General features: G+C 68.9%; 20 protein-coding genes and 1 riboswitch. Of the genes, 5 read left to right on the top strand and 15 right to left on the bottom strand.

The genetic code is table 11. The annotated features are described in order from the left end of the window. Positions 1–16: 16 nt before the first annotated feature. Positions 17–667 carry a uracil phosphoribosyltransferase gene (gene upp / locus AA983_RS02150; RefSeq protein WP_047310555.1) on the bottom strand — a complete coding sequence of 217 codons (651 nt, stop codon included), beginning with the start codon at positions 665–667 and terminating at the stop codon, positions 17–19. Between the two features lie 64 nt (positions 668–731). On the opposite strand from upp, the gene AA983_RS02145 reads away from it, so the two are divergent. Continuing rightward, on the top strand, positions 732–1,166 hold the full coding sequence (locus AA983_RS02145; protein ID WP_047311114.1) for a nucleoside deaminase: 435 nt from the start codon (positions 732–734) through the stop codon (positions 1,164–1,166). A 149-nt stretch (positions 1,167–1,315) separates the two neighbouring features. Next, on the top strand, positions 1,316–2,251 hold the full coding sequence (locus AA983_RS02140) for a DUF559 domain-containing protein (RefSeq protein ID WP_047310554.1): 936 nt from the start codon (positions 1,316–1,318) through the stop codon (positions 2,249–2,251). 94 nt (positions 2,252–2,345) lie between these two features. Here the strand turns inward: AA983_RS02140 and AA983_RS02135 are convergent, their stop codons facing one another. The 4 genes from AA983_RS02135 to AA983_RS02120 all read right to left on the bottom strand — a co-directional run bounded on the left by AA983_RS02135 (position 2,346) and on the right by AA983_RS02120 (position 7,674). Next, a complete protein-coding gene (locus AA983_RS02135) occupies positions 2,346–3,518 on the bottom strand; it encodes an amidohydrolase (RefSeq protein WP_047310553.1) in 1,173 nt (390 codons plus the stop codon). Then, on the bottom strand, positions 3,518–5,482 hold the full coding sequence (locus AA983_RS02130; protein ID WP_052946785.1) for an alpha/beta fold hydrolase: 1,965 nt from the start codon (positions 5,480–5,482) through the stop codon (positions 3,518–3,520). Before AA983_RS02130 ends, AA983_RS02135 begins: the two co-directional genes overlap by 1 nt. Beyond that, positions 5,479–7,005 carry a circularly permuted type 2 ATP-grasp protein gene (locus tag AA983_RS02125; RefSeq protein ID WP_052946784.1) on the bottom strand — a complete coding sequence of 509 codons (1,527 nt, stop codon included), beginning with the start codon at positions 7,003–7,005 and terminating at the stop codon, positions 5,479–5,481. The genes AA983_RS02130 and AA983_RS02125 overlap by 4 nt, the downstream gene beginning before the upstream one ends. A gap of 333 nt (positions 7,006–7,338) precedes the next feature. After that, a complete protein-coding gene (locus AA983_RS02120) occupies positions 7,339–7,674 on the bottom strand; it encodes a DUF4235 domain-containing protein (RefSeq protein ID WP_047310552.1) in 336 nt (111 codons plus the stop codon). 105 nt (positions 7,675–7,779) lie between these two features. Beyond that, positions 7,780–7,889: riboswitch (TPP riboswitch) on the top strand. 61 nt (positions 7,890–7,950) lie between these two features. Here AA983_RS02120 and AA983_RS02115 point away from each other — a divergent pair. The 3 genes from AA983_RS02115 to AA983_RS02105 are packed head-to-tail and all read left to right on the top strand — an operon-like array spanning position 7,951 to position 11,803. Then, complete coding sequence (locus AA983_RS02115; RefSeq protein WP_047311111.1) at positions 7,951–9,069, top strand: thiamine ABC transporter substrate binding subunit; 1,119 nt, start codon at positions 7,951–7,953, stop codon at positions 9,067–9,069. Then, on the top strand, positions 9,033–10,763 hold the full coding sequence (locus tag AA983_RS02110) for an ABC transporter permease (RefSeq protein WP_369798727.1): 1,731 nt from the start codon (positions 9,033–9,035) through the stop codon (positions 10,761–10,763). The genes AA983_RS02115 and AA983_RS02110 overlap by 37 nt, the downstream gene beginning before the upstream one ends. After that, positions 10,760–11,803 (top strand): ABC transporter ATP-binding protein, encoded by a 1,044-nt coding sequence (locus AA983_RS02105; RefSeq protein ID WP_052946783.1) that lies wholly within the window; start codon positions 10,760–10,762, stop codon positions 11,801–11,803. The genes AA983_RS02110 and AA983_RS02105 overlap by 4 nt, the downstream gene beginning before the upstream one ends. Here AA983_RS02105 and AA983_RS02100 read toward each other — a convergent pair. From AA983_RS02100 to AA983_RS02055, 10 genes are all read right to left on the bottom strand, one after another. Then, positions 11,707–12,582 (bottom strand): glycerophosphodiester phosphodiesterase family protein, encoded by an 876-nt coding sequence (locus tag AA983_RS02100; protein ID WP_052946782.1) that lies wholly within the window; start codon positions 12,580–12,582, stop codon positions 11,707–11,709. The two genes, AA983_RS02105 and AA983_RS02100, sit on opposite strands and share 97 nt — an antisense overlap. 138 nt (positions 12,583–12,720) lie before the next feature. After that, the gene (locus AA983_RS02095; protein ID WP_047310551.1) at positions 12,721–14,316 is read right to left on the bottom strand and encodes an aldehyde dehydrogenase family protein; all 1,596 of its coding nucleotides are present in this window, start codon (positions 14,314–14,316) and stop codon (positions 12,721–12,723) included. 363 nt (positions 14,317–14,679) lie between these two features. After that, a complete protein-coding gene (locus tag AA983_RS02090; RefSeq protein WP_047310550.1) occupies positions 14,680–15,525 on the bottom strand; it encodes a thioesterase family protein in 846 nt (281 codons plus the stop codon). Positions 15,526–15,644: 119 nt separating this feature from the next. Beyond that, complete coding sequence (locus AA983_RS02085) at positions 15,645–16,358, bottom strand: ABC transporter ATP-binding protein (protein ID WP_047310549.1); 714 nt, start codon at positions 16,356–16,358, stop codon at positions 15,645–15,647. Beyond that, positions 16,345–17,304, bottom strand: coding sequence for an ABC transporter ATP-binding protein (locus tag AA983_RS02080; RefSeq protein ID WP_047310548.1), 960 nt, complete (start codon positions 17,302–17,304; stop codon positions 16,345–16,347). Before AA983_RS02080 ends, AA983_RS02085 begins: the two co-directional genes overlap by 14 nt. Continuing rightward, on the bottom strand, positions 17,301–18,479 hold the full coding sequence (locus AA983_RS02075) for a branched-chain amino acid ABC transporter permease (RefSeq protein ID WP_047310547.1): 1,179 nt from the start codon (positions 18,477–18,479) through the stop codon (positions 17,301–17,303). Before AA983_RS02075 ends, AA983_RS02080 begins: the two co-directional genes overlap by 4 nt. Further along, a complete protein-coding gene (locus tag AA983_RS02070; RefSeq protein WP_047311107.1) occupies positions 18,476–19,486 on the bottom strand; it encodes a branched-chain amino acid ABC transporter permease in 1,011 nt (336 codons plus the stop codon). The genes AA983_RS02075 and AA983_RS02070 overlap by 4 nt, the downstream gene beginning before the upstream one ends. Positions 19,487–19,576: 90 nt before the next feature. Continuing rightward, positions 19,577–20,803 carry a branched-chain amino acid ABC transporter substrate-binding protein gene (locus AA983_RS02065; protein ID WP_047310546.1) on the bottom strand — a complete coding sequence of 409 codons (1,227 nt, stop codon included), beginning with the start codon at positions 20,801–20,803 and terminating at the stop codon, positions 19,577–19,579. 269 nt (positions 20,804–21,072) lie between these two features. Next, positions 21,073–22,431 carry a M1 family metallopeptidase gene (locus AA983_RS02060; protein ID WP_047310545.1) on the bottom strand — a complete coding sequence of 453 codons (1,359 nt, stop codon included), beginning with the start codon at positions 22,429–22,431 and terminating at the stop codon, positions 21,073–21,075. Further along, positions 22,428–26,339: a Pls/PosA family non-ribosomal peptide synthetase gene (locus AA983_RS02055; RefSeq protein WP_156170126.1), complete on the bottom strand. Its 3,912-nt coding sequence runs from the start codon at positions 26,337–26,339 to the stop codon at positions 22,428–22,430. Before AA983_RS02055 ends, AA983_RS02060 begins: the two co-directional genes overlap by 4 nt. Positions 26,340–26,380 lie beyond the last annotated feature (41 nt).

Raw genomic sequence — 26,380 nt, 5'->3', positions numbered from 1 at the left:
CCAGTGACGGCGAATCTCAGGCGTCGTTCTTCGCGATGCCGTAGAGGCGGTCACCCGCGTCGCCGAGGCCGGGCACGATATAGCCGTTCTCGTTGAGTTTCTCGTCCATCGCGCCGGTGACGACGGTGATCGGAACGTTGATGTGCGACGTGAGCTCGCGCAGCTTCTCGACGCCTTCGGGCGCCGCGATGAGGACGACGGCGGTGATGTCGTCGGCGCCGCGCTCGACGAGGTAGTCGATCGTCGCGGCCAGCGTGCCACCTGTGGCGAGCATCGGGTCGACGACGTAGACCTGGCGGCTCGAGAGGTCGTCGGGCAGACGGTTGGCGTACGTCGTGGCCTCGAGGGTCTCCTCGTTGCGCACCAGGCCGAGGAAGCCGACCTCCGCCGTCGGCAGCAGCCGCACCATGCCGTCGAGCATGCCGAGCCCGGCGCGCAGGATCGGCACGATGAGGGGGCGCGGCGTGGCGAGCTTGATGCCGCGCGCCTTCGTCACCGGGGTCTCGACGTCGACCTCTTCCACGCGCACGTCGCGCGTGGCCTCGTACGCGAGCAGCGTGACGAGTTCGTCCGCGAGACGGCGGAACGTGGGGGAGTCGGTGCGTTTGTCCCGCAGCGTCGTGAGCTTGTGCGAGATGAGCGGGTGGTCGGCGACGATGACACGCATGGGACAAACTTAACCCGTGGACCTGCCTGCAGCACCTGCCGTCGAGACGACGTATGCGACGTGGATGGCGGACGCCCTCGCCCGAGCGCGCGAGGCGGCGGCTGCGGGGGACGTTCCGGTGGGGGCGCTCGTCGTCGACGAGGGCGGCGCCGTCATCGGTGTCGGCGCGAACTTGCGTGAGGCGGACGGCGATCCGACCGGGCACGCGGAGATCGTCGCGATGCGGCGGGCCGCGACGTCCCGCGGGAGTTGGCGCCTCGACGGCTGCACGCTCGTCGTCACGCTCGAGCCGTGCCTCATGTGCGCCGGTGCCGCCGTCCAGGCGAGGCTGCCGCGCATCGTGCTCGGCGCGTGGGACCGCAAGGCCGGCGCGTGCGGTGGGCTGTGGGACGTCGTGCGTGACTCCCGCTCCACGCACCGCATCGAGGTGGTCGGCGGCATCCGCGAAGCCGAGTGTGCCGAGGTGCTCACCGACTTCTTCCACCGCCGCCGCGCCTGACGCAGGAGGCGCCAGAAGTTGGTGACAGTTGGGGTACCTGGTGACGTTCAACCGTCACCAGGTACCCCAACTGCCACCAACTCCGAGTCATCCACAGGGTCGAGATGGCCATGCGTGACAACGTTGCCGAGTCGATCCAGCCTTGAGACATGCCCGCCGCTCCCTTACCGCCGTATCTCGCCCGCCGTCTGGCAGACGGCCTCACCTACGTCACCCGACGTGATCTCGCCTCCGCAGGGATCGACGTCTCAACGCTGAGGGCGTGGCGTCGCGCAGGCTTCGTGACGTCGTACAGCTACGGGGCGTACGGCATCGTCGATCCGTGCGCCGCGGACATGGACCACTTCGCCGCTCGTCGACTTCACCATGTGCGCCGCTGTGAGGCACTCCTGCAGACGCTCCCGGGGGCGCACCTCATCGGCGGATCCGCCCTCGTGGTTCACCGGCTCGCGGTCCTGCGCTTCCCTGATCGCATCGAAGTGGCGCGCCACCCACGGGTGCAATCGAGGCGCGACGACTTCGTGTGCCGTCGGGCCTGGGGCGAGGCGCCGGAGCAGGTCGATGGGCTGGGTGTGCAGGCTGCCGCTGAGGCTGCCATCGAGGTTGCCGCACACGAAGGTCTGCGGGCGGGTGTCGTGAGTGCCGACTCCTACCTGTTCGAGGGCGGAACCCCGGGGGAGCTCGAATCAGCACTGGTCGCCTACGGTCGCAAGGCCGGTGTCGGGCAGGCTCGCGCAGCGGTCGAGCTCGCCGACGGAGCGATCGAATCCGCCGGCGAATCACTCCTGCGGTTGATCTGCCGAGATGCCGGAATCGCAGTGATTCCGCAGGTGGAGATCTGGGACGACGAGTCGCTCCCGTTCGCCCGCGTTGACTTCCTCGTCGAAGGGACTCGTGTCGTCCTCGAGTTCGACGGCATGGTGAAGTACACGCACCCCGAGGCGCTGCGTGCCGAGAAGCGACGCGAAATGCGACTGCGGCGACTTGGCTACGTCGTGGTGCGCTTCACCTGGAGCGACCTGTCGGCGCCGGTTCGGGTGGTTCGAACGATCCGCGAGGCGATGGCTGTCACGCGAGCGGCGTGAAGCCCCCGGAGAAGTTGGTGACAGTTGGGGTACTTGGTGACGTTCAACCGTCACCAAGTACCCCAACTGTCACCATGTGGGCCGGAGCGTGGTGTCAGCCGCGGGCGAAGGCGTCGAAGAGGCGGGCGCCGTCGGCGAGGGCGTCCTCGTCGAGCAGGAACCCCGGGTGGTGCAGGTCGGTCTCCTCGCCCTTGCCGGAGTGGACGCCGAAGCGTAGGTAGACGCCGGGCACGGAGTCGAGGTACCAGGAGAAGTCGTCGCCGCCGGAGGACTGCTCCGCTGTGCCGACACCCTCCTCACCGAAGACCGAGACGACGGCCGCGCGCGCCCGCTCGGCGCACTCCTCGTCGTTGATGACCGGCGGAGGCCCCTGGGTGTACGTGACCTCAGCCTCCACGCCGAACGTGGCCGCGATCGACGCGACGGACGTCGTGACGAGTTCCTCGCCGATCTCCCACACGTCACGCTTCGCGCTGCGCAGCGTGCCCCACATCTCCACCTTCGCGGGGATGACGTTGACCGCACTGCCGCCGTTGATCGAACCGAACGTCAGCACCGCGCCGGCGCGCGGGTCGACGCGGCGGTCGAGCGCCGCCGTCAGCCCGGTGACGATCTGCGCAGCGGCGAAGATCGTGTCGCCCGTCTCGTGCGGACGGGCCGTGTGACCGCCCGACGACGTCACGGTGATGCCGAAGTTGGCGTTCGAGGAGGTGATGGGGCCGGCGATGACTCCGACCTCACCGGTGGGGCGGTGTGGGTCACAGTGCAACCCCATGAGCTGCGTCAGACCGTCGGTGACGCCCTCCTCGACGCACTTCTTCGCACCGCCGGGCTGTGTCTCCTCGGCCGGCTGGAAGATGAGGCGCACGGGCTGCGGGGGCGGGTCGGCCACGAGCAGCGACGCGGCGCCGAGCAGCATGGCCGTGTGCGCGTCGTGCCCGCACGCGTGGCTGACGCCCTCGTTGGCGCTCGCGAAGTCGAGCCCCGTGTCCTCCGTCATGGGCAGGGCGTCGATGTCGGCGCGCAGCCCCACGACGTCCTTCGACGAGGCTCCGTCGGCGGCGGGAACGTCACACCACAGACCGGTGCCCATGTCGAAGCGGTGAACCTTGAGGCCCATGTCCTCGAGCACTGAGGCGACGTAATCCGTCGTCTCGTGCTCCTCGTACGAACGCTCGGCGTTCTCGTGAAGCCACCGCCGCCACTCGACGACCTGCGCGGCGAGGTCGCCCTCCGACGCCTTGGAACCTTTGCCTCGACCGAACATCAGCCCAGTACCTCCTCGAGAAATGCGACGACCCGGTCACCGAGGCGGTGCCGGTTGGCTCTCTTGACGAACTCGTGGCCTTCGTCCTCGAACAGGAGCAGGTCGGTGCCCACCCCGTTCGACTCCAGGACGGCGATGGCCTGACGTGTCTCGTTGACGGGCACGTTGGTGTCGTGCGCGCCGTGGACGAAGAGCACGGGAACGATGACCTCTCCCAGCCCGTGGATCGGCGACAACTCCTGCAGCAGTTCGCGCTCCTGCAGGGGGTGACCGTACTTCGGCAGAGCGGCGACGGCGATCCACGGCTCGGTGTCGCGGTAGAACGTTTCGAGGTCGCTCATGCCGCAGGCTGCGATGGCGCCACGCCACAGCTCGGGGTGACGCACGAGCGTCGCGAGGGTGAGGTAGCCGCCGTACGAGCGTCCGCTGACCACCATCTTCTCGGGGTCGGAGATGCCTGTCTTCACGAGGTAGGCGACGGTGTCGGCGACGTCGTCGATGGCTGACAGGCGCGAGTAGCGCTCGTCGGCGTGGCTGAACGCACGCCCCTGGCCGGACGAGCCGCGCACGTTCGGCGCGACGACGGTGTAGCCCGCGTCGACGGCCTGACGCAGCACGTTGTTGTAGCTCGGCCGCGACTGCCCCTCGGGGCCACCGTGGAAGTAGACCATCGTCGGCGCGGGCTCGTCACCGCAGCGGTAGACCCACGCCGTGAGCTCGAGGCCGTCGCGTGCGGGGTAGCGCACGAGTTCGGGGACGAACGTCGCGCTGCCGGCGTCGACGAGCACGGTGAGGGGACGTGAGTCAGCCTCGTCGGCCTCGGGGTCGGGCGCTGCCGTTTCGCCCTTCGGCTCCGCGCTGTAGCGCGCGAGCGGGCCGGGCGCACCGATGGGTGGCCTAGGATCCTCGGGCGACAGGTTCGCGCCGGGCTCGTCGCCGGTCCACGTGCCGTGCGCGACGTCCCAGAGCACGACGCGCGGTGGGAACTCGGGGCCCTGCACACAGAACGTGAGCAGCCGTCCGTCCGCGGTGAGGGACGGCGAGGTGACGACGACCTTCGGCAAGCGCGGCGCGGGGAGTTCGCGGGGTTCGCCGTAGCGCAGGTCGAGGATCTGGATGCGGCTGCGACCGTCGTGGTTCCACAGCAGCGTGGCGGTGGACCCGTCACGGCTGACGGAGAACTCGTCGAGATCGGCGTCGGCCCGCGCGGCGAGTTCACGGACGTCGGTGCCGTCGGGGCCGACGCGCACGTCGAGCAGGCGGAAGCGTTCGCCGTGGTGGTCGCTGCGCACGAGGGCTCGCATGACGCCGCTCTCGTGCCCTGCGTCGAGCACGACGCCGGCGTCGGTCGTCGACCCGGGGTCGGGCGGCAGAAGCGGCCACCAGGCGCCGCCGACGTCGACGCGCAGCAACTCGCGGTGGCCACGCGAACCGACGCGGAACAGCGCCACGCCGTCGCGGACGTGGACGAGTTCGCCGCCGACCCGCCGGTCGACGACGCGCACGTCCTGGGTGACGGCGGACAGGACGCGACCTTCGGCCAGACCCGAGTCGTCGATGGCGGTGAGGGCGAGTTCGACGCCGTCCCAGCAGACGATCTGCACGGTCGCGTCGGTGAACTCGAACGGGTTGACCGCGCTCTGGTCGTCCGGGTCGGTGGTGAACAGCCAGATCTCCTCGCGCTCACCACCGTCGGGGGCGACCTCGCAGGCGATCCAGTGACCGTCGTGGGAGTACGCGACGTTGCGCACCGGGCCCGGCGTCGGGATGGGCACGGTGCGTTCGGGGCCGGCACCGACGCCGTCGGGTGTGGCGAGCGGACGCTGCACGGCGTGCGGGTAGCCGTCCTCGTCGATGACGACGGCGGCGAGCAGCTTGCCGTCGGGGGACAGGCACGGGTGAAGAGAGTGGCGGACCGACGGCCGGGCGGGCGAGGTCTCGCTCGTTCGGGGGTTGAAGCTCACGACTTGATCCAGGTGTCCTTCCCGCCTCCACCCGCGGAGACGTTGACGATCATCGTGCCCACCGGAGCGACTCGCGTCATCGCGGTGGGCGCCGTCTGGGCGATCGTGCGCGAGGGGTCGTTCGGGTCGGGGCGTTGCATGACGAAGGCTCGAAGATCGACGTGACTGGGCGCGAATGCTCCGTCGGAGAGGGTCGGCAGTGTGGAGAGCGGGATGATGTCCTGCGCGACGAACCGCTCCGGCGTCTCTCGGATTTCGCTGCGTCGCTCCTCGAGTTCGTCCTCGGAGCACTCGGGACCGACGGTGATGCCGGTGCCGCCGTAGCCGTCGATGGGCTTGACGACGAGCTCGTCGAGCCGGTCGAGGACCTCCTCGCGCTGCTTCTCGTCGGAGCACAGCAACGTCGGCACCTGGCCGATGAGGGGTTCCTCGCCGAGGTAGAAGTCGATCATGTCGGGCACGAGTGCGTAGACGGCCTTGTCGTCGGCGAGACCGTTGCCGGGGGCGTTGATGATGGTGACGGCACCGGCAGCCATGACGTCGCGCAGTGTCTCGGCGAGCTTGCGCCCGTCGGTGCCCTCGGAGCCGAACAGTTCCTCCTCGCCCATCCGCGGGTTGAGGAGGTGGATGCGGTGGCGATCGTCACCGTCGAGGCGGTAGAGGATGCCGTCGTCGACGAGCAGTTTGTCGGCGGTGACGAGGGCTGCGCCGATTTCGCCACTGACGAGGTTCTGCTCGTACCACGTGGTGTCGGTTTCACCGGGGGAGACCATGCACAGGCCGAGTTCGTCGTCGGCGTCTGCGCCCTCGACGAGAGCTGCTGCCGCGAGGAAGGCTTCGCGCAGGATGGGGTAGGCCTCGCGGGGGTGACGCAGTTTGCCGGGCGTGGGCAGGATCTCGGCGAAGTGGTCTTCGAGGATGCGCCGGTTGATGTGGCTCATGCCGAGCCCACCGGGCATCCGCAGGTTGTCCTCCAGGACGATCCATTCGCCGGCGGAGGGGGAGACGAGGTCGAGCCCGCACAGGCCGGCGCGGACGAACCCTTCGGGCACCTTGTGGCCGTCCTTGGAGTAGCCGGGCGCGCGGCGCAGGACTTCGCGGTCGATGCGGCCGGCTTTGAGAATTTCGCCCGGGCCGTAGACGTCACGCAGGAACAGCTCGTGCGCGCGCACGCGCTGTTCGAGGCCTGCGCTGATCTCGGCCCAGCGTTCGGCGGTGATGATGCGGGGCGCGATGTCGATGGGGTAGGGGCGGTTGCCGTCCTTGGAGTTGATCGTGACGCCCAGTTCTTCGAGGTCATCGGCGGTTTCCCGGAGGCGCGCGGTGAGGCGTTCGGAGCCGAGGGCTTCGATGCGGCTGAGGACGGTGCAGTAGTCGGGCCGCATCTTGGCGTCGGCGGTGACGGATTCGTCGTGCACGCCCTTGGTGGCGGGGATGTAGTCGCGGTACGCGGAGAACGCGCCGGGAACGCCCTCGTGGGGGCCGCTGTTGGTGGGGTTTTCACCCGCGGACGTCGTCGTCATGCGATGACGCTACAGCGCGTCGCGGTGCAGCGGAAGGAACGCGAAAACTCCCGTCATGACGCGTCGTAACACTTCACCCCAAAGGGGGAGAAAAGACCCGCGGCATAAGCGCCGGGTACGGCAACGGGGCCGCAACACTCCTCGAGTGCGCGACCCCGTCACGCAGGGAAACGATCAACCCGGCGGGTATGAAGAGCCGGGTACGGCAACGGGGCCGCAACACTCCTTGAGTGCGCGACCCCGCTGGAAGCGGACTCCCCCGAGTGCTGTCGCACCGAGCGTGGCGGCCTCGCAGGCTCGGCCGCCACGCTCGGTGCGACAGCACGAAGGGAATCACTTCATGACGACGACAGGCGCCTGGCTCTTGCCCTTCTTGGCTTCCTTGGCCTCTTCCTCGGCGCGCTTGACGAGCGCCTGCGGCGGGTGGCCGGCGGACTTGGTGTAGTAGTCGGCTGCGCGACGCTCGGCGTACATCTTGGCGGCGGCGAGGGCGCCGGTGGAGATGGCGGCGTAGATGGCGGCTTCGAGGATGCCGGCGTTCGGGTCCTTGGCGCTGCGCGGGCTCTTGCCGGTGGCGGTCTTCCAGCCCTTGGTCGCGACGGTGGTGGCTGCCTTGCTGGCGACGATTCCGGCGCCGAGGCTGAGTACCTTCCAGACGAGGTTGCCCATGTTGTCTCCCCTTCCAAGGGTGGTCAATGTCTTGTGCCCATATTCGCAGGCGGTGTTGTGTGTTCGCCAGTCGTGCGGGCCGATTGGTCGACGTGTAATGTCGCCTGCGAACGACAGGGGAGCGCACGTTGCGCTGAGATCGTGCCGAGGTAGGGCACTAAACCCTCGAACCTGAACCGGTTAGCACCGGCGGAGGAAGTCGAGACTCACCCGTTCGTGCGCGGCTCGTGCCGCTTGCGGGCGTGGTCCCTCACTCGAGGTGAGGAGGACGTCGTGATGAGCAAGTTCCACGTGACCGAGCGGACGGGTGGTTCCCACCCCGTGCCGACGACGGTGGCTGCGCTGGTGGCAGGTGTTGCGGTGTTGGCGACGTCGGCGTGCAGCGTCAGTGACACGAAGACGAAGTCGTCGGCGTCAGCGTCGGATGCGAAGAGCAAGACGGTGACGCTCGTGACCCACGAGTCCTGGGCGCCCGACAAAGCCGTCATGGACGAGTTCACGAAGCAGACCGGCTACACCGTGAAGGTGTCGAAGTCGGGCGACGCGGGCACCCTGGCCAACAAGTTGGTGCTCGCGAAGAACAATCCGACGGGCGACGTCGTCTTCGGCATCGACAACACGTTCGCGTCGCGGGTGACGAAGGAGGGCGTGCTCGAGCCGTACACGTCGAAGGCTGCCGCTGCGTCGACGTCGACGTACGACCTGCCGGACGGCCAGGGCAAGGGCGTGCTGTCGCCCATCGACACGGCGTCGGTGTGCGTCAACGTCGACGACGCGTGGTTCACGAAGAACAACAAGAAGAAGCCGGCGAGCCTCGACGACCTGACGAAGCCGGAGTACAAGAACCTCATGGTGGCGCCAGGCGCCTCGTCGAGTTCGCCCGGCATGGCGTTCTTCCTCGCCACGGTCGGCAAGTACGGGGAGAACGGCTGGAAGCCGTACTGGACGAAGCTCATGAGCAACGGCCTCAAGCTGACGTCGGGCTGGAGCGACGCCTGGAACGTCGACTACACCGCCGGTGAGGGCAAGGGCAGCCGCCCGATCGTCGTCAGCTACGACAGTTCGCCGGCGTTCACGGTGGACGGTGCGGGCAAGTCGACGACGTCGGCGCTCGGCAACACGTGCTTCCGCTCGAACGAGTACGCGGGCGTCATCAAGGGCGCGAAGAACCCCGAGGGCGCCAAGGCGTTCATCGACTTCATGAACGGCAAGAGCTTCCAGAAGTCGCTGCCGAACTCGATGTACGTCTTCCCGGTCGACTCCTCGGTCGAGCTGCCGCCTGAGTGGGCGAAGACGGTGAAGCCCGCCGAGAAGACGATCGACGTCTCGCCGGCGCAGATCGACGAGAAGCGTCAGACGTGGCTGACGCAGTGGAAGGACGTCACGTCGAAGTGAGCCGTGACGGCGTCGCTGCGCCGGCAGCACGAGCACGCGCGGGAACCTCGTCCCTCCCGCGCGTGCTCGTGCTCGCGTTGCTCGCCGCGGTGCCGCTCGTCTTCCTCGGCATCTTCTTCGGGTGGCCGGTTCTCGCGATGGCGGTGCGCGGCGTCACGGGCGACGGTGGGGGCGTTGACCTCGCGGGTGCCTGGGACGTCGTCACCCGCCCGCGTACCCTGCGCGTGCTGTGGTTCACGCTGTGGATGGCGGCGCTCGCGACGCTCTGCTCGGTGGCGCTCGGGCTGCCCGTCGCGCACGTGCTCTACCGCCTGCGGGTGCCGTTGGCGGGGCTGTGGCGCGCCCTCGTCGTCCTGCCGTTCGTGTTGCCGACGGTCGTCGTCGGCGTGGCGTTCCGCTCGCTGTTCGCCCCCGGCGGGCCGCTCGCGGCGCTGGGGTGGGACGGAACGTGGCAGCCGGTGCTGCTCGCGATGGTGTTCTTCAACATCTCCGTCGTCGTGCGCACGGTCGGGCCGATGTGGGCCTCCCTCGACCCGCGCACCGCGCAGGCGGCAGCCGGCCTCGGAGCATCGCCCGCCCAGGTCTTCCGGACGGTGACGTGGCCGGCGTTGCGTCCCGCCGTCGTCAGTGCCGCGACGGTCGTGTTCCTCTTCTGTTCGACGGCGTTCGGCATCGTGCTCATGCTCGGCGGGCTGCGTTACGCGACGCTCGAGACCGAGATCTACTCGCTCACGGTCGAGTTCCTCGACATGCGCGCCGCCGCGGTGCTCTCGACCGTGCAGTTCGTCCTCGTCGCGCTGTTGCTGCTCGGCGCTGAGCGGGCCCGCTCGGGTCTGCGGCGCAGTGATTCCGTTGTGCGCCGCGGCGTCGCGGTGGCCGACGAGCCGCGCCGAGTCACCCGATCCGACGCCCCGGCGCTCGCTGCCACCCTCTTCGCCTTGGCTCTCGTCGTCACACCTCTCTTCACCCTCGTCCTGCGCTCGCTGCGTGACGGCGACGGCTGGTCCCTCGTGCACTACCGCGCGCTCGGCGGAGAACTGGCCGCCCTGGCCGCCCTCTCGGTTTCGTGGCGCATCGCCCTCGACGCGGCACTGCTCGCGCTCGCGCTCGGCGTCATGGTGTCGGTCGTCGTCTCGTGGCGGGCTCGCACGCCGCGCGGCCGCCGCGTCATTGCGGGCCTCGACGCTGCGTTCATGCTGCCGCTCGGCGTCTCGGCCGTGACGGTCGGCTTCGGTTTCCTTCTCACCCTCGACCGTCCGCCGCTCGATCTGCGCAGCTCGCCGATCCTCATCCCGATCGCGCAGGCCACCGTCGCGCTGCCGCTCGTCGTGCGCGCGCTCGTACCCGTGCTGCGCTCGCTCGACCCGAGGTCGCGTGAAGCCGCGGCCGCCCTCGGCGCGAGCCCGTTGCGCGCCTGGATGACGGCCGACCTGCCACACCTGTGGCGTCCCTTCGTCGCCGCGGCGGGGTTCGCCCTCGCCGTGTCGCTCGGCGAGTTCGGGGCGACGGCGTTTCTCGCCCAGCCCGAGTCGCCGACGCTGCCCGTTCTCATCTATCAACTGCTCGGCCGCCCCGGCGCGGGCAACTTCGGGGCAGCGATGGCGGCTTCCGTGTTGCTCGCGACGGTGACGGCCCTCGTCATGGCTGCCGTGGAACGCATCGGCGGCAGCGCCGCGGGAAGGATGGACGGATGACGCAGCCCCAGGATCGGGAGGACGCCGGAGGCCTCGAGGTGACGGACGCCCGCGTCACCTTCGCCGGCAACGCCACGCCCGCACTCGACGACGTCTCCCTCACGCTGCCGCGCGGGCGCGTGCTCGCCGTGCTCGGCCCGAGCGGCTGCGGCAAGTCGACGCTCCTGCGCGCCGTCGCCGGTCTGCAGGCGCTCGAGGCCGGACGCATCGCCTTCGACGGCACCGACGTGACGCGCGTGCCCACTCACAAACGCGACTTCGCGCTCATGTTCCAGGACGGGCAACTCTTCGGCCACCTCGACGTGGCAGGCAACGTCGCCTACGCGCTGGCGCGACGGGGCACACCCGCTGCCGACCGTGACGCCCGCGTGGCCGAACTGCTCGACCTCGTCGGCCTCTCGGGGCTCGAATCACGCCGTCCGGCAACGCTTTCGGGCGGCCAGCAGCAGCGGGTTGCGCTCGCGCGGGCGCTCGCCGCGCGCCCCCGGCTGCTCCTGCTCGACGAGCCGCTGTCGGCTCTCGACCGCTCACTGCGCGAACGCCTCGCGGGCGATCTGCGCTCCGTTCTGCTCGCCGAGGGTGCGACGGCCCTCTTCGTCACACACGATCACGACGAAGCGCTCACGGTCGCGGACGACATGGCGATCATGCGCGACGGTCGCATCGTTCAGCACGGCTCGACGCGCGAGGTCTGGGCTCACCCGGTGGACGAGGAGACCGCTGACTTCCTCGGGTTCACCACGCACCTCACCCCGGACGAAGCACAGCGGCTCGGCCTCGAACGCGCTGCCTGGGCGCTACGGCGCGGTGGCCTGCGGGTCGTCGGGGTCGACGCCCCCGGCGCTCTGCCCGGAAGGGTGGCGCGGGTGTCGGCGTCGGGCGAGGCGACCCACGTCAGCGTCACCCTCGATGCTCTGCCGGGACGCGAACTGGAGGCGATCGCCTATCCGAGCGATGACGCGCCGACTGCCGCGACGCTCGACGAGGGCGCGCGTGTCGGCGTCCGCGTCAGTTCCTCGGGGGCGGTGCGCTTCGGCTGAGTGCGCACGAGCGGCAAACCTTCGGGCGCCGTCCACGCGTCGCGGGCGACGAGCACCTCACGCAGCAGGTCGGGCCGGTCGGTGATGACGGAGTCGACGCCCGCGTCGAGGTAGCGGGTCATCTGGGCGCTGTCGTTGACGGTCCACGTCACGAGGCGAAGCCCGGCGTCGTGCGTCATGTCGACCAGGCGTGCGGCGGCTCGCGCATCCGCCATCCACGGGATGCCGCCCAGCCGGGTGGCGATGTGGGCGGCGAACGCGCCGTGAAGCACGCGCCGCGGGGCTCGGGTGCCCGTCTTCGCTGCACCCATGAGCGTCAACAGGCCGCGCCAGCCGAGCGAACGCGCGCAGCCGGTCGTCTCGGCGACATCGCGCAGCCAGGTGTCTCGGCCGTCGGCGACGCAGACGCGCTCGGCACTGCGCGTGCGGCGCACGGCGTCGACGAGTGGGGCCGCTGCGCGCACCGTCTTGAGATCGATGAGGAAACTCGCATCGGGAAAGGCGTCGAGCAGGGTGTCGAGGCGCAGGATCGGCTCACCGCCAACCCGGACGGCGCGCAGTTCCTCCCACGTGAGATCTCGCACACGCGCGTCGATCCCGGCCGTTCGCGCGAGCGTCGCGTCGTGAAAGGCGAGCGCAACACCGTCCTTCGTCACCTGGACATCGGTCTCGAGCAGGCGCAGGCCGAGGGCGTGCGACATCTCGAACGCGGCGAGGGTGTTCTCGGGCGCGAGGCCGGCGCCGCCCCGGTGGGCGACCGCGATGTCGGTGAGGCTCACGTGCTCACCGTCGCCGACGCCGTCAGCGCCACGCCAGGGGCTTCACCGAGAGTTCGCCGGACGTTGCGCGACCCTTCCACGCGATGCAACGTGCCCTCCGACCGCAGGGGCCGGAGGGCACGTGGGGAGAGCGACGGATCAGCTGCGCTCGGGGTAGCGCGAGTGCTCCGGGAAGTTGCCGTAGAGCATCTCGCCCTCGGGCCCCTCGGTCACGGCCTGCACGAGCAGTTCGCCGCCGACGAAGCAGCCGAGCCAAGAGGCGCCGTACCCACCGAACGGCTCGGCCTTGTCGCCGCGCGAGCGGGGCTTGTTGATGCCGACCTTGAACGCCTGCAGTTCGCGCGCGAGGCGTCGTGCGAGGACCTCGTCGTCACAGGCCAGGCTCGCCACGAGCGCACCGTTCGACGCGTTCATCTGGGCGAGCAGCTCGGCCTCGGTGTCGACGACGACGATCGTGTCGATCGGGCCGAACGGCTCGGCGTGCATGAGCGAGCTGGCCGTCGCGGGCGACAGCAGCGTCGTCGGGGCGACGTAGGCCGAGGTGTCCTGGCCCTCGAGGAAGCGCCCGCGCGCTTCGACGTCGGCGCGATAGATCGGCACGGCGCCGCGGTGCATCGCGTCGTCGACCTGCTCGCTCAGCTCGCGGGCCTTGGAGGCGCTGATCATCGGGCCGAAGTCGAGTTCCGGCAGATCGTCGTCGTCGTTCTCGACCGCCAGGGGGTGGCCGAACTTCAGCTCCGACACGATGGGCAGGTAGGTCTCGAGGAACGTGTCGACCAGCTCGCGTTGCACGACGTAACGCGGGTACGCGGTGCACCGCTGCTTGCCGTACTCGAAGCCCTTCTTGAGGTGGGCGGCCAGGCCCTCCCAGTCGGAGAAGTTCCAGATGCCCCAGGCGTTGAGGCCCTCCTGCTCGAGCATGTGGCGCTTGCCGGTGTCGACGAGCTGCGCGGCGATCTTGCCGCCGTTCGAGCGCCCACCGACGAAGGCCATGGCCCCGATCTCGGGTGAGCGCACGAGCACCTCGGAGAGGTTGGCGCCGCTGCCGGAGATGAGCGTCGCGGGCAGTCCCTCGCGCGCCATCATCGCGTGCGCGAGCGTCAGGCAGGTCGCGCCGCCCTGTGAGGGCGTCTTCGCGATGACGGCGTTGCCCGCGAGCATCTGCACGAGCTCGGAGTGCACGAGCACCGACATCGGGTAGTTCCAGCTCGCGATGTTGCTCACCGGCCCCTCGAGCGGGCGGCGGCCGTCCATCATCGAGTCGATCTCCTCGACGTACCAGCGCACGCCGTCGAGGGCGCGGTCGACATCGGCGCAGGCCAGGCGCCACGGCTTGCCGATCTCCCAGGCGAGCAGCAGCGCGAGGTCGTCGCGCACCTCGGTCATCGCCTTGACGGCGGCGAGGACGCGCTTCTTGCGCTCGGCCAGCGGAACGTTCTGCCACTCGCGGTGCTGTTGCGTCGCGGCGTGGACTGCGGCCTGAGCCTCCTCGACGGAGAGCTTCGGCAGGTTGATGAGCGAGCTGCCGTCGACGGGGCTCGTCAGCATCTCGTCGGTGCCGTTGGAGAGCCACTCACCACCGACGAGGTTCTTGAGGCGGCCTTCGCCGAAGGCCTCCGGGGCGGCGGTGGCGGCGCGGTCGAGGACCGAACTCCACTCGGTGCCCGGCTTGACGTGCAGGGCGTTGGGCAGGGCGGCGAGCGCTGTGTCGTGCTCGGCGGGCAGGGCAGTCATGGGGACTCCTCACGCGTGAAGGGTGCGCAGGACGGCCACTCGAGCGAGTCACGAAACACGTGATCCGGGTACGCGTGAGCGGCCATCAATTGGGGTTAATCGAACGCCGGGATCGCGGTGGGCGATAAGGGCGGACATCCCGACGAAGGCGGGATGCTCGTCGATCTCCTGGCCAAGTGGGTGCATGACGTTCCGGAGCAATGTCGACGAAGTCGTGCCGGGCGCCTCGAAACGTGGGAGGCGTCGTGCACGGCCTGTGCTTTGCAGTGCCACGACTGTAGCGAGCCGATTCGATTCTGTGTGCCGAATCGCGACAATCGGCGTTGTCGCGCCGATGATGCTGGGGCGGGTCGCCGCAGCAGATCAGCCCTTGCTCGGCATCTCGCGCACGGTGAGGCTCTGCGCGATGCGCCCGACGGGGCCGTGGATGTCGTGCAGCGTCGTCATCGTCACGCCGAGGCCGCTCTCGCCCATGGCAACCGTCGTGTCGAAGCCGGTGGCCGTCGGGTCGGGCCGGCGGAAGAGGTGGACGGTGAGGTCGACGTTCGGGAACATCCACTCGCGCGGGTCGACTCGGACGGCAATGCCGTTCGCGCCGTCGATGACGCACAGGAAATGCGTCGTCGGGCTGATCTCCTCGCCGAGGACGCTCGGCAGGTCGGTGCGCAGCCACGTGCGGTTGCGGCCCGGCACGTAGCCGGGAGGTGCGTCGAAGCGCTCGACGGAACGGATGAAGCCGCCGGGCCACATCTGCGCCATGTCGACGCGCTCGCACTCATTCATGGGAGGCAGCGGTTCGAGGTCGGCGCCGGCGACCGGCGAGGAATCTTGAACCGACAGGCGCCACGCGCGCGCCACGATGATGAGGCGCCCGTCGACACTGAACTCGGCCTCGACGAGTTCGATCGTGCGGCCGGGGCGGATCGTGCGCACGCGCACGTGGGTGGGACGCAACGGGATGAAGCCGTAGACGTCGAACGTCACCTTCGCGAGCTGCATCCCCTCACGCGGCTCGTGACGCTCGATCTCGTGCACGATGAGCCCGGCCGACGCCGCGAGGTGCTGCTCGGCCTCGTTCCACGCACCCTGGACGTGGATCGTCGGCTCGAACAGCCGCCCACCGTCGTGCTCGCCCAGCGGGACGAAGTACGCGTCGACGTCCTCGCGGGGCGTGAACTCGGCGGTTTCGGGGGAGGTGCTCGCAGCCATGCTCACACCCTAACGGCCCCCGACGTGGCGCAGACCACACCCCCGGTTCGGCCTCGAACACGCACGAAGCGCGGGTGAGAGGACGCATCCTCTCACCCGCGCTTCACGCGGTGCCTACCTCAGGCGACCCCGAGGTAGGCCTCCTTGATGGCCGGGTCGGCCTTGAGCTCCCGGCCCGTACCGGCGCGCGTGATCGAACCCGTCTCGAGCACGAACGCGCGGTGCGAACGGCTCAGCGCCTGGTTGGCGTTCTGCTCCACGAGCAGAATCGTCGTGCCCTGCGCGTTGATCTCCTTGATGATCTTGAAGATCTGACGGATGTACTGCGGCGCGAGACCCATCGAGGGCTCGTCGAGCAGGAGCAGCTTCGGGCGTGCCATGAGCGCACGCGCGATGGCCACCATCTGCTGCTCGCCACCGGACATCGTGCCGCCGAGCTGGTTCTCGCGCTCCTTGAGGCGCGGGAAGAGCTCGAAGACGCGGTCGTAGTCCTCGTCGATGCCGGCCTTGTCCTTACGGCCGAAGGCGCCCATGCCGAGGTTCTCGCGCACCGTCATGCCGGGGAAGACACCGCGACCTTCCGGTGCCTGGCAGATGCCGAGGCCCGGACGCAGGTGCGGCTTCACCTTCGTGATGTCCTCACCCTGGAACATGATGTTGCCCGACGACGGCGACAGCAGACCGGAGATGGTCTTCATCGTCGTCGTCTTGCCCGCACCGTTCGCGCCGATGAGGGAGACGACCTCGCCCTCCTCGACGGTGAACGTCAGGCCGTGCAGTGCCTGGATGCGTCCGTAGTGCACCGAGACATCGTTCAGCTCAAGCAAGCTCATCGTCGTCGTCCCCCTCGTCCTCGCCCAGGTAGGCGGTGATGACCTTCGGGTCACTCGTGACCTCGGCCGGTGTGCCGTCCGCGATCTTGCGCCCGAACTCGAGCACGACGATGCGGTCGGTGACGCCGGTGACGAGCTTCATGTCGTGCTCGATGAGCAGGACGGTGTACCCGTCGGCGCGGATGGTGCGGATCAACTCCATGAGCTGTTCCTTCTCCGCCGGGTTGAAGCCGGCCGCCGGCTCGTCGAGGCACAGCAGCTTCGGCTCAGTGGCGAGGGCTCGAGCGATCTCGAGACGACGCTGGTAGCCGTAGGGCAGGTGCTTCGCGAGACGCTCGGCCGAGTCGGAGATGCCGACGAACTCGAGGAGCGCTGCGGCGTGGTCGACCGCGTCCTTCTCCTCGCGGAAGTGACGCGGCGAGCGGATGAGCGCACCGGGCACCGAGGTGCGGTGACGCGCGTCGAGCCCGACGACCACGTTCTCGAGCGCCGTCATCTCACCGAACAGACGGATGTTCTGGAAGGTTCGGGCGATACCGGCGCGGGTGATCTTGTGCTTGGCCAACCCGTTGAGGCGCGTGTCCTCGAGGATGACGTCGCCGCTCGTCGGCTTGTAGACACCCGTCATCGCGTTGAAGCAGGTTGTCTTGCCGGCACCGTTGGGCCCGATGAGGCCGAGGATCTCACCGCGGTGGATGTCGAACGAGACGTCGTCCAGGGCGGTGAGGCCGCCGAACTTCATCGTCAGGTTCTTCACCTCGACGAGCTTCTCGCCGACACCGACGGCGATGTCACGGTCGGTGGAGATGACCTTGGCGACCTCGAGAGGAACACCGGCCTCGGCGAGGTCGTCGAGCTTGACGCCCTTCTCCCTCACCTTCTCCATGCTGCTGCCGATGGCTGCGAGCTCTTCCTCGACGGCGGGCGTGTTCTGCTCGTTCGTCATTTCTCGTCAGCCTCCTTCTCGGTTGCGAGGTTCAAGGTCTTGGAATCCCCTGCGAACGGGTTGTCCTCGGACTCGGGGGCAACGATTTCCTTGCCGGTGGCCTTCTGGTACGCGCGCTTGGCGTACGTCAGCAGGTGCATACGAGCCGGCATGAGGCCCTCGCTGCGGAACAGCATGAGCAGGATGAGTGCGATACCGAAGATGAGGTACTTGTACTCGGCGATGCCGGTGAAGCGCACCGGAAGGTACGCGACGATGGCGCCACCGATGGCCGCACCCACCTTGTTGCCGCTACCACCGAGGATGACGGCGGCGACGAACAGCATCGAGGTGACGACGTCGAACTTCGCGTTGTTGACGAAGCCGATCTGACCGGCGAACAGCGCGCCGGAGAGGCCACCGAGACCGGCGCCGAGCGCGAACGCCCAGACCTTGTACTTGAACGTGGGCACACCCATCGTCTCGGCTGCGTCCTCGTCCTCGCGGATGGCGATCCATGAGCGGCCGACGCGCGAACGCTCGAGGTTGCCGACGAGGATCATGACGAGCAGGAGCACGGTGAGCGTCAGCCAGTACCAGGGCAGACCGTTGCTGTTCGTGAACAGCGGCGTGCCGTCGGACGCGGTACCGGGGGGAGCGCCGACCTTGCTGAAGCCCTCCTGGCCACGCATGGCCGGGATGATCGTGGCGAGCAGGCGGACGATCTCACCGAAGCCGAGCGTGACGATGGCGAGGTAGTCGCCGCGCAGACGCAGCGTCGGAACACCGAGCAGCACACCGAAGATCATCGTGACGATGACCGCGACCGGCAACGTCCACAGGTAGGGGATCTTGAGGTAGGGGCTGTCGGGGCTCGTCAGCATGGCCGCGACGTAGTTGCCGACCGCGAAGAACGCCACGTACCCGAGGTCGAGCAGACCCGCGTAACCGATGACGATGTTGAGGCCGACCGCGATGAGAGCCATGCGCGCCATGTCGAAGCACGCGATGGAGAAGTCGGAGCCGCCGCCGTCGGTGGAGATGATCGGCGGGTTGAGCACCGGCAGGAGGTAGAGCGCCAATGCGACGACGATGAGCGCCGCCCATTGCTGCCAACGCTCCAGCATGTGCCAGCGCTGCATGAACGTGACCTTGTCGGTCTTCGTCGTCTCGGACGACTCGGCGACGGTGCTCATGCCTTGCTCCTTCCGAGGGTCTGGCCGAGCAGACCCTGCGGGCGCACGACGAGGACGAGGACGAGGACGGCGAAGACGACGACCTGCGACCAGTTGGAGTCACCGAGCAGGAACGGCGCGTAGTTGCTGATCACACCGATGACGAGACCGCCGACGAGGGCGCCGCGGATGTTGCCGATACCACCGAGCACGGCTGCGGCGAACGCCTGCAGGCCGAGGAGGAAGCCACCGTTGTAGATGACGCCCGAGGGCACCTTCATGACGTAGAACAGTGCGGCTGCACCGGCGAGGAGACCACCGATGGCGAACGTCGCGAGGATGATGCGCTCGGAGTTGACGCCCATGAGCGTCGAGGTTGCCGGGTCCTGCGCGACGGCGCGGATGCCGCGGCCCGTCTTCGACTTCGCGATGAAGCGATCGACTGCGATCATCATGACGACGGCCGCGATGATGATCGTCAGCTGCTGGCTGTCGATGATGGTGCCGCCCAGGTCGAAGATCGCCTTCGGCGTGAACATCGTGACGGCCGGCTCCGCGTTCTTGCTGTGGAAGGCGAAGATCGCGTACTGGATGACGAAGCTGACGCCGATCGCGGTGATGAGGAAGACGAGGCGGGGCGCGTTGCGCTTGCGCAGCGGCTTGTACGCGAGGCGCTCGACGGCGACGGCCGTCGTACACGACGCGATCATGCCCACGATCATGGCGAGCAACAGGTTGAGGATGATCGGCCCGATGCCGAGGTTCGGCGGTGAACCGTTGAAGCCGAGCGCCGAGAGCGTGAAGATCACGCCGTACGCGCCGACGATGAACACCTCGGAGTGGGCGAAGTTGATGAGGTTGAGCACGCCGTAGACGAGCGTGTAACCGAGGGCGACGAGCGCGTAGATGGCGCCGAACGTCAGACCGTCGATCGTGGCCGGGCCGAGGTTGGAGATGAGGGCGTTCCAGTCGAAACTGAGCCACTGCGTCGAACCCGACTCTGCCATGGGAAGCAGTGCACTGAGCATGGTGATGCTTTCGTACTCACCGGCAGACGCCGCCCGCACTGGGCCCGATCAGGGCTGGCGGGCGGCGTCGACCGTGGTGGGTGGAGCGGATCAGATCTTGCCGATGGGGACGATCTTGCCGCCCTCGACCTTGTAGCCGTAGACGTCGGGCTTGGCGAGCTCGCCCTTGTCGTCCCACTTGTAGTGCTTGCTCAGGCCGTCCTTGTCGTAGGTCTTGACCCACTCGAGGAGCGACTTGCGGTCCGTCTTGCCGGCGTCGATGCCCGCGAGGAGCACGGTGGCGGCGTCGTAGCCCTCGATGGAGTACGTACCGGGGGCGGCGTTGTTCGCGGTCTTCTTGTAGGCGTCGTTGAAGTCCTTGATGAGCTCACCCGGGATGCACGGGCAGGTGAAGTACGCGCCGTCAGAGGCCGAACCGGCCTGCTTGATGAACTCGTTGTCCTTCACGCCGTCCGGGCCGACGAAGCTGCCCTTGAAGCCCTTGGCGCGAAGCTGCTGCGCGAACGGCGAGGCCTCCGCGTAGTAGCCGGCGTAGAACACCGCGTCCGGCTTGGCGTTCATGATCTTCGTGACGGTGGCCGAGAAGTCCTTCTGCTTGGTCGTCACCTTGTCGGAGCCGACCTGCTTGTCGCCGAGGGCCTTCGTGGTCTCGCCGCCGAGGCCGACACCGTAGGGCGAGTCGTCCTGCACGACGAAGACCTTCTCGGCCTTGAGCTTCTCGGTCATGAGCTTGGCGGCAGCCGGGCCCTGGACCGAGTCGTTGCCGAGGCCGCGGAAGAAGGTCTTCCAGCCCTTCGTCGTCAGCTCCGGGAGCGTGGCGGCCGGCGTGATGTGCACGAGGCCCTTGCTCTCGAAGATGTTGCCCGTGGCGTTGGACTCACCGGAGAACGGCAGACCGACGACACCGACGACCTGCGACTTGTTGGCCATGGTCGTGACCGGGCCCGGAGCCTTGTCGGGGCTGCCTTCGGTGTCGAGCTTCTCGAACTTGACCTGGCAGTCCTTGTTCGCCTGGTTGTGCTCGTTGATGGCGGTCTGGATGCCGTTGTAGATGTTGACGCCGAGCTGGGCGTTGTCGCCCGTCACAGCGCCGACGTAGCCGATCGTGACGTTTGAGCACTTGGCCTTGCCGTCACCCTTGGGCATGACGGGCGACTTGGGGGTGTCGACCGTCTGGACGGCCGGGAGGTTGACGCCCGAGGCGCCACCGCTCTCGGAGGAGTTCGAGGTCTTCGAACTGTCGTTGGCGCACCCGGTGAGGGCGAGTGCGGCAGCCGCGCCGAGGCCGGCGACACGGTAGGTGAGCTTTGCGTTCACGGTGGTTTCTCCCACGCAGAAGGGGCCGAAAGGCGACCCGCTGATAGTGAGAGGAGACTAGAACGGTTTATGGCCGTGCAACTTCTGATGAATGCTGTTGTGACCTTCTTGTTACGGCAAAGCCCGAGAAAAACGGATTAGTTGCCGAACTATGTTTGTTTTCATCGTGCTTTATTTGGCTGCACCGCAGTGAAATTGGATGGATCTGAGCGAGAAACTCCAACGATGAAGATGGAGAATTCCTCGCTCGAGAAACGTCGCGCGAAGCCTCAGACGCGGGGGCCGGAGAGCGGGAGTGACGGCAACCCGGGAATTGGTAGCGCTCGGAGCCACGCGTCGAAGAACTCGCCGAGATCCTGACCGGCGACCTGCTCGGCGAGAGCGATGAAGTCGGCCGTCGTCACCGTCGCGTACCGGTGCTCGGTCACCCAGCGGCGAAGGAGGCCGAAGAAGGCCTCGTCGCCGAGCAGGGTGCGCAGCGCGTGCAGCGTCAGGGCGCCCCGCTTGTAGACACGGTCGTCGAACATGTCGTCCGGCCCCGGATCCTGCAGGCGCAGATCCTGCGGCAGCCGCGACAGGCGCCCGTGGTGCTCGTGGGCGCGCTGTATGGCCGTCGCGAGCCCCGCCTCCTCGCTCCACAGCCACTCGCTGTAGCAGGCGAAGCCCTCGTGCAACCAGATGTCCTCCCACGCCGAGGAGGTGACGGCGTTGCCGAACCACTGATGGGCGAGCTCGTGCGCGATGAGGCGCTGGGCATCCCACGAGCGGTTCGTGAAGTTCGCGCCGAACGTCGAGAGGGTCTGCGACTCGAGCGGGATCTCGAGGTCGTCGTCGGTGATGACGACGGTGTAGCTGTCGAAGGGGTAGTCGCCGAAGCGCGAGGAGAAGAAGTCGATCATGTGCACCTGGTCGGCGTACGCGGTGCGCACGGCTTCGCGCAGGCGCGGCGGGTAGACGAGGCGCACGTCGGAGGGCGAGGTGCGCAGCTGTTTCGTCTCGTACTGGCCCATCTGCAGCGTCGCGAGATAGGGCGACATCGGGCTGGGGCACTCGTAGGTCCACGTCGTGCGACGTCCGGCCTGACGGCGGCGTACGAGCGAGCCGTTGGCGACGACGGCGTAGTCGGAATCGGTCGTCACGACGAAGCGGTACGTGGCCTTGTCCGCGGCGCGGTCGTTGCACGGGAACCACGTCGGCGAGCCGTGGGGCTGGGACGCGACGATGACGCCGTCCGTCAGCTCCTCCCAGCCTGCGTCGCCGTCGAGGCCGCGCATGGGGCCGGGCGAGCCCTTGTAGGCCACCGTCACCGTGAACGGCGTGCCGGCCGCGAGGGGCTGCGCGAAACGGACGAACAGGCGCGAGTGGTCGTGGCCGTACCGTCCGACGCGGGCGCCGGCGACGGCGAGCTTCGTCACCTTGAGTCGGCTGTGCAGGTCGAGCTCGATGCGTGCCACGGGCTCGGTGACGTCATCGGCGATGCGGCACCTCAGCACGGCCTTGGCGTCGAGGTGGTTGCCGGCCGGGGAGTAATCGAGCGTGAGGTCGTAGGCGTCGACCCCGAACGTCGTGTCGCCGTGTCCGGGCACGTACGGGTCGGCGCCGCCGGCGGGGGTGTGGTGGCGTCTCATGCTCGTGCGCTCCGTTCACGGGTGGTTTCCGGGGTGTCGTCGTCGTCCTCGAGCCACGGGCCGATGGGGTTACCGAGCCAGCGGGTCTTGTCGGGGACGCTCTCGCCACGCATGACGAGCGACGTCGGCCCCACCGTAGCGTGACGGCCCAGCGCGGCTGCGGGGAGCACGACACTGTTGGGCCCCAGGGTGGCGCCGTCGCCGAGGGTGACGGTGTCCATGGCGAGGATGCGGTCGTGGAAGAGGTGGGTCTGCACGACACAGCCCGCGTTGACGCAGGCTCCGTCGCCGAGGCGGATGAGGTCGGCCTCGGGCAGCCAGTACGTCTCGCACCACACGCCGTGGCCGATCTTCGCGCCCATGAGGCGCAGCCAGAGGTTGAGCACCGGCGTGCCCGCGTTCGCGCGGATGAGCCACGGTGCCGCGATGACCTCGGTGAAGGTGTCGGCGAGCTCGTTGCGCCACACGAACGAACTCCACAGCGGGTACTCCGTGACGCGCAGCCGGCCCACGAGAAGCCACTTCGCGACGACGGCCGAGAGGCCGCCCAGGGCCCCAGCCACGACGAGGACGCAGCCTCCGGTGAGGGCGGCGACGAGCCAGCTGAAGCGGTCGGCGACGGCGAGCATCGTGAGGGCCGATCCCGCGATGAGCGCCGAGTGGAGGCTCTGCGGCACGATGCGCAGTGCCTCGACGACGGCGCGGGCCACGCGCAGGCGCTGCGGCGGCGCGGTGGTGCGGCTCGTGTCGGACTCGCCGGCCTCGCGTCGTAGGCGCTGCGGGGGAGAGCCGAGCCAGCTCGTGCCCTTTTTCGCGCTGCCGCGAGCGGGTGCCGCCGAGAGGACCGCGACGAGTCCGCGCTTGGGCACCTTGCGGCCCGGCGCGGCCATACCGGAGTTTCCGAGGAAGGCGCCCTTGCCGACCTTGACCGGCGCGATACGGATCCAGCCGCCACCGAGCTCGTAGTTCGCGACGAGGGTGTCGTCGGCGAGGAACGACCCGGCGCCGATGTCGGCCATCTTCGGGAGCATGAGCACGGTCGAGGCCTCGACGTCCTTGCCGATGCGGGCGCCGAGCGCACGCAGCCAGACGGGCGTGAGGGTGCTCGAGTAGAGCGGGAAGAGCCAGGTGCGCGCCTCGTCGAGGAGGCGGATCGTCGTCCACGCGCGCCAGCCCTGGCCGCCGTGGATCGGGTGGTAGCCCTCGCGCAGACCGTGGCCGAGCACGCGCACGGCGCCCAGGATGACGAGGGCCGTCGTGACGAATCCGACGAGGGTGGCGGGCACGACGCCGATCGCGGTGATGCGAGCGAGGTCGGCGACCGAGTCGGCCTCCTTCAGCCAGGGCCAGCAGACGGCGATGCCGGCTGCGGCCCCGACGGCGGGCACGAGGGAGGCTGCGATACCGGAGGCGGCGTAGGCGCCGAGCCAGATCGGCTTGTTCGGCGGCGCCTCGTCCTCCCACGGGCCGCGTGCCTCGCCGATGTGGACGGCCGGCGCGCCCGACCACAGTTCACCGGCGTGGACGTCGCCGAAGACGCCGGAACCGGGGGCCACCTCGGCACGCTTGCCGATGCGTGCGCCCGGCAGGAGCGTCGAGCGGGTGCCGACCCGGGCGTTCGCGCCCACCTCGATGCGCCCGAGGTGGAAGACGTCGCCGTCGATCCAGTGCCCACGCAGTTCCACCTCGGGCTCGACGGAGCAGCCCTTGCCGAGCGTGAGCAGGCCGGTGACCGGAGGCAGGCTGTGCAGGTCGACGTGTTTGCGGATGTCGCAGCCGAGCAGCCGTGCGTAGAACTTCACGAGGGGAGCGCCCGCGAGCGTCGTCGCCCCGAGCTCGTCGGCCAGACGCTCGGCGAGCCAGACGCGCAGGTGGGTGCGTCCACCACGGGTGTAGGCGCCGGGCTGCACGCCCCGCAGGATGACGCGGGCGGCGAGCGCGGCGAGGATCATGCGTCCCGGCGGCGCGACGAAGAGCACCCAGCCGAGGGCGATCCAGAACCAGTCGAGCGTCGGAATCCACTCGAGTCCGACGGCGTGGGCGAGGTTCGCGCCCGCTCCGAGCCACGTCAGCCACCGCAGCGCGGAGAACTGCCGGACGGCGAGGGAGGCGACCACCTGCATCGTCTGGGTACTGCGTCGCACCCGGACCACGTCGTCGTTGAGGCGCGTGGTCGGCGAATCCATCGCGTCGATCGCGGCGGCGAGCTCGGCGATCGACTCGTTCTCGTAGACGTCGGCGACCGTGAACTCGGGGTGCGTCTCGCGGACGCGGGCGACGAGTTGGGCGGCGCTCAGCGAACCGCCGCCGAGGTCGAAGAAGTTGTCCTCGGGGGAGGCCGGCGGTGCGCCGAGGATGGCGGTGTAGAGCTCGCGAAGGCGGGCTGCGGTGCCGGTGAAGGCGCCGTCCTCGTCGTCGGGGGTGATCTCGAGCGGCCACGGCAGGGCGTCGCGGTCGATCTTGCCGGAGGTGCGCGTCGGCAGCGTGTCGACGACCGCGAGTTGAGGCACGAGCGCCGCGGGCATGGTCTCGCGCAGATGAGCGGTGGCGGCCTTGCGGTCGAAACCGTCCTCGACGGTGAGGTAGCCGACGAGAAGCTTGTTGCCGGTCTGGGAGGTACGCACGGCAGCGGCTGCGCCGCTCACGCCGGGAAGCTGGAGCAGGTTCGAGTCGATCTCGCCGAGCTCGATGCGCCGGCCGCCGAGCTTGATCTGGTCGTCGGCTCGGCCGTTGAAGACGAGGCCCTGCGGGTCGTTCACGACGATGTCGCCGCTGCGGTAGGCGCGCTCCCAGCCGAGCGTCGGCATGGGGGCGTACTTCTCTGCGTCCTTGGCCGGGTCGAGGTAGCGGGCGAGCCCGACGCCGCCGATGATGAGCTCGCCGGGCTCGCCCTCGGGCACGGGGTTGCCCTCGCCGTCGACGACGGCGAGGTCCCAGCCGTCCAGCGGCAGGCCGATGCGCACGGGTGGTTCGCCCGTCAGCTGCGCGGCACAGGCGACGACGGTGGCCTCGGTGGGGCCGTAGGTGTTCCACACCTCGCGTCGCTCGTTCGCCAGGCGCGCGCCGATCTCGGGCAGGCAGGCCTCTCCGCCGAGGATGAGCAGGCGTACCTCGGCCAGCGCCTCGTGCGGCCAGAGCGCGACGAGCGTCGGCACGGTGGAGATGACGGTGATGTCGTTGGCGCTCAGCCACGGGCCGAGATCCATGCCGGACTTCACGAGGCTGCGCGGCGCGGGCACGAGGCAGGCCCCGTAACGCCACGCGAGCCAGATCTCCTCGCAGCTCGCGTCGAACGCGACGGACAAGCCCGCCATGACGCGGTCGCCCGGGCCGATGGGGGCGTCCTGGAGGAAGAGGTTCGCCTCGGCGTCGACGAAGGCGGCGGCGTTGCGGTGCGTCACGGCGACGCCCTTGGGCTTGCCCGTGGAACCCGACGTGAAGATGATCCATGCGTCGTCGGTGAGGCCCGGGTCGCCGGTGTGGGTGTTGCCGTCGTCCGCGTGCTCGTGTTCGCGGGGGCTGATGACGAGGTCCTTGCCCGCGATGGCGGCGACGTCGGCCTCACCGAAGACGGTGTCGGCGCGCTCGTCAGGATCGTCGAAATCGACCGGGACGTAGGCGCATCCAGCGACGAGGGTGCCGGCGATCGCGACGTAGAGGTCGAGCGTTCCGGACGGGATGCGGATGCCGATCCGCTCGCCGGAGCCGATACCCATCTCGTGTAGGGCGTCGGCGAACTGCTCTGCGGCGTCGGCGAACTCGGCGTACGTCATAACGTCGACGCCGTTGTCCACGGCCGGCGCATCCGGGTTGGCGGCCACCGTCTCGCGCAGGATGTCGACGAGCGTTCGTGGCGCCGGTGCCAGGTCGGCGCGCAGCAGCGTACTTCCGGGTGAATCGCTCGTCATGAGGCGCATTGTCCTATCTCCAGATGACCTGCGGGTGACAT

Origin of the sequence: Dermacoccus sp. PE3 (assembly GCF_001021715.1) — a bacterium.
Lineage (GTDB): Bacteria > Actinomycetota > Actinomycetes > Actinomycetales > Dermatophilaceae > Dermacoccus > Dermacoccus abyssi.
Note: the sequence above shows the minus strand (reverse complement) of the source record. Positions and strands in the feature narration are given on the sequence as shown.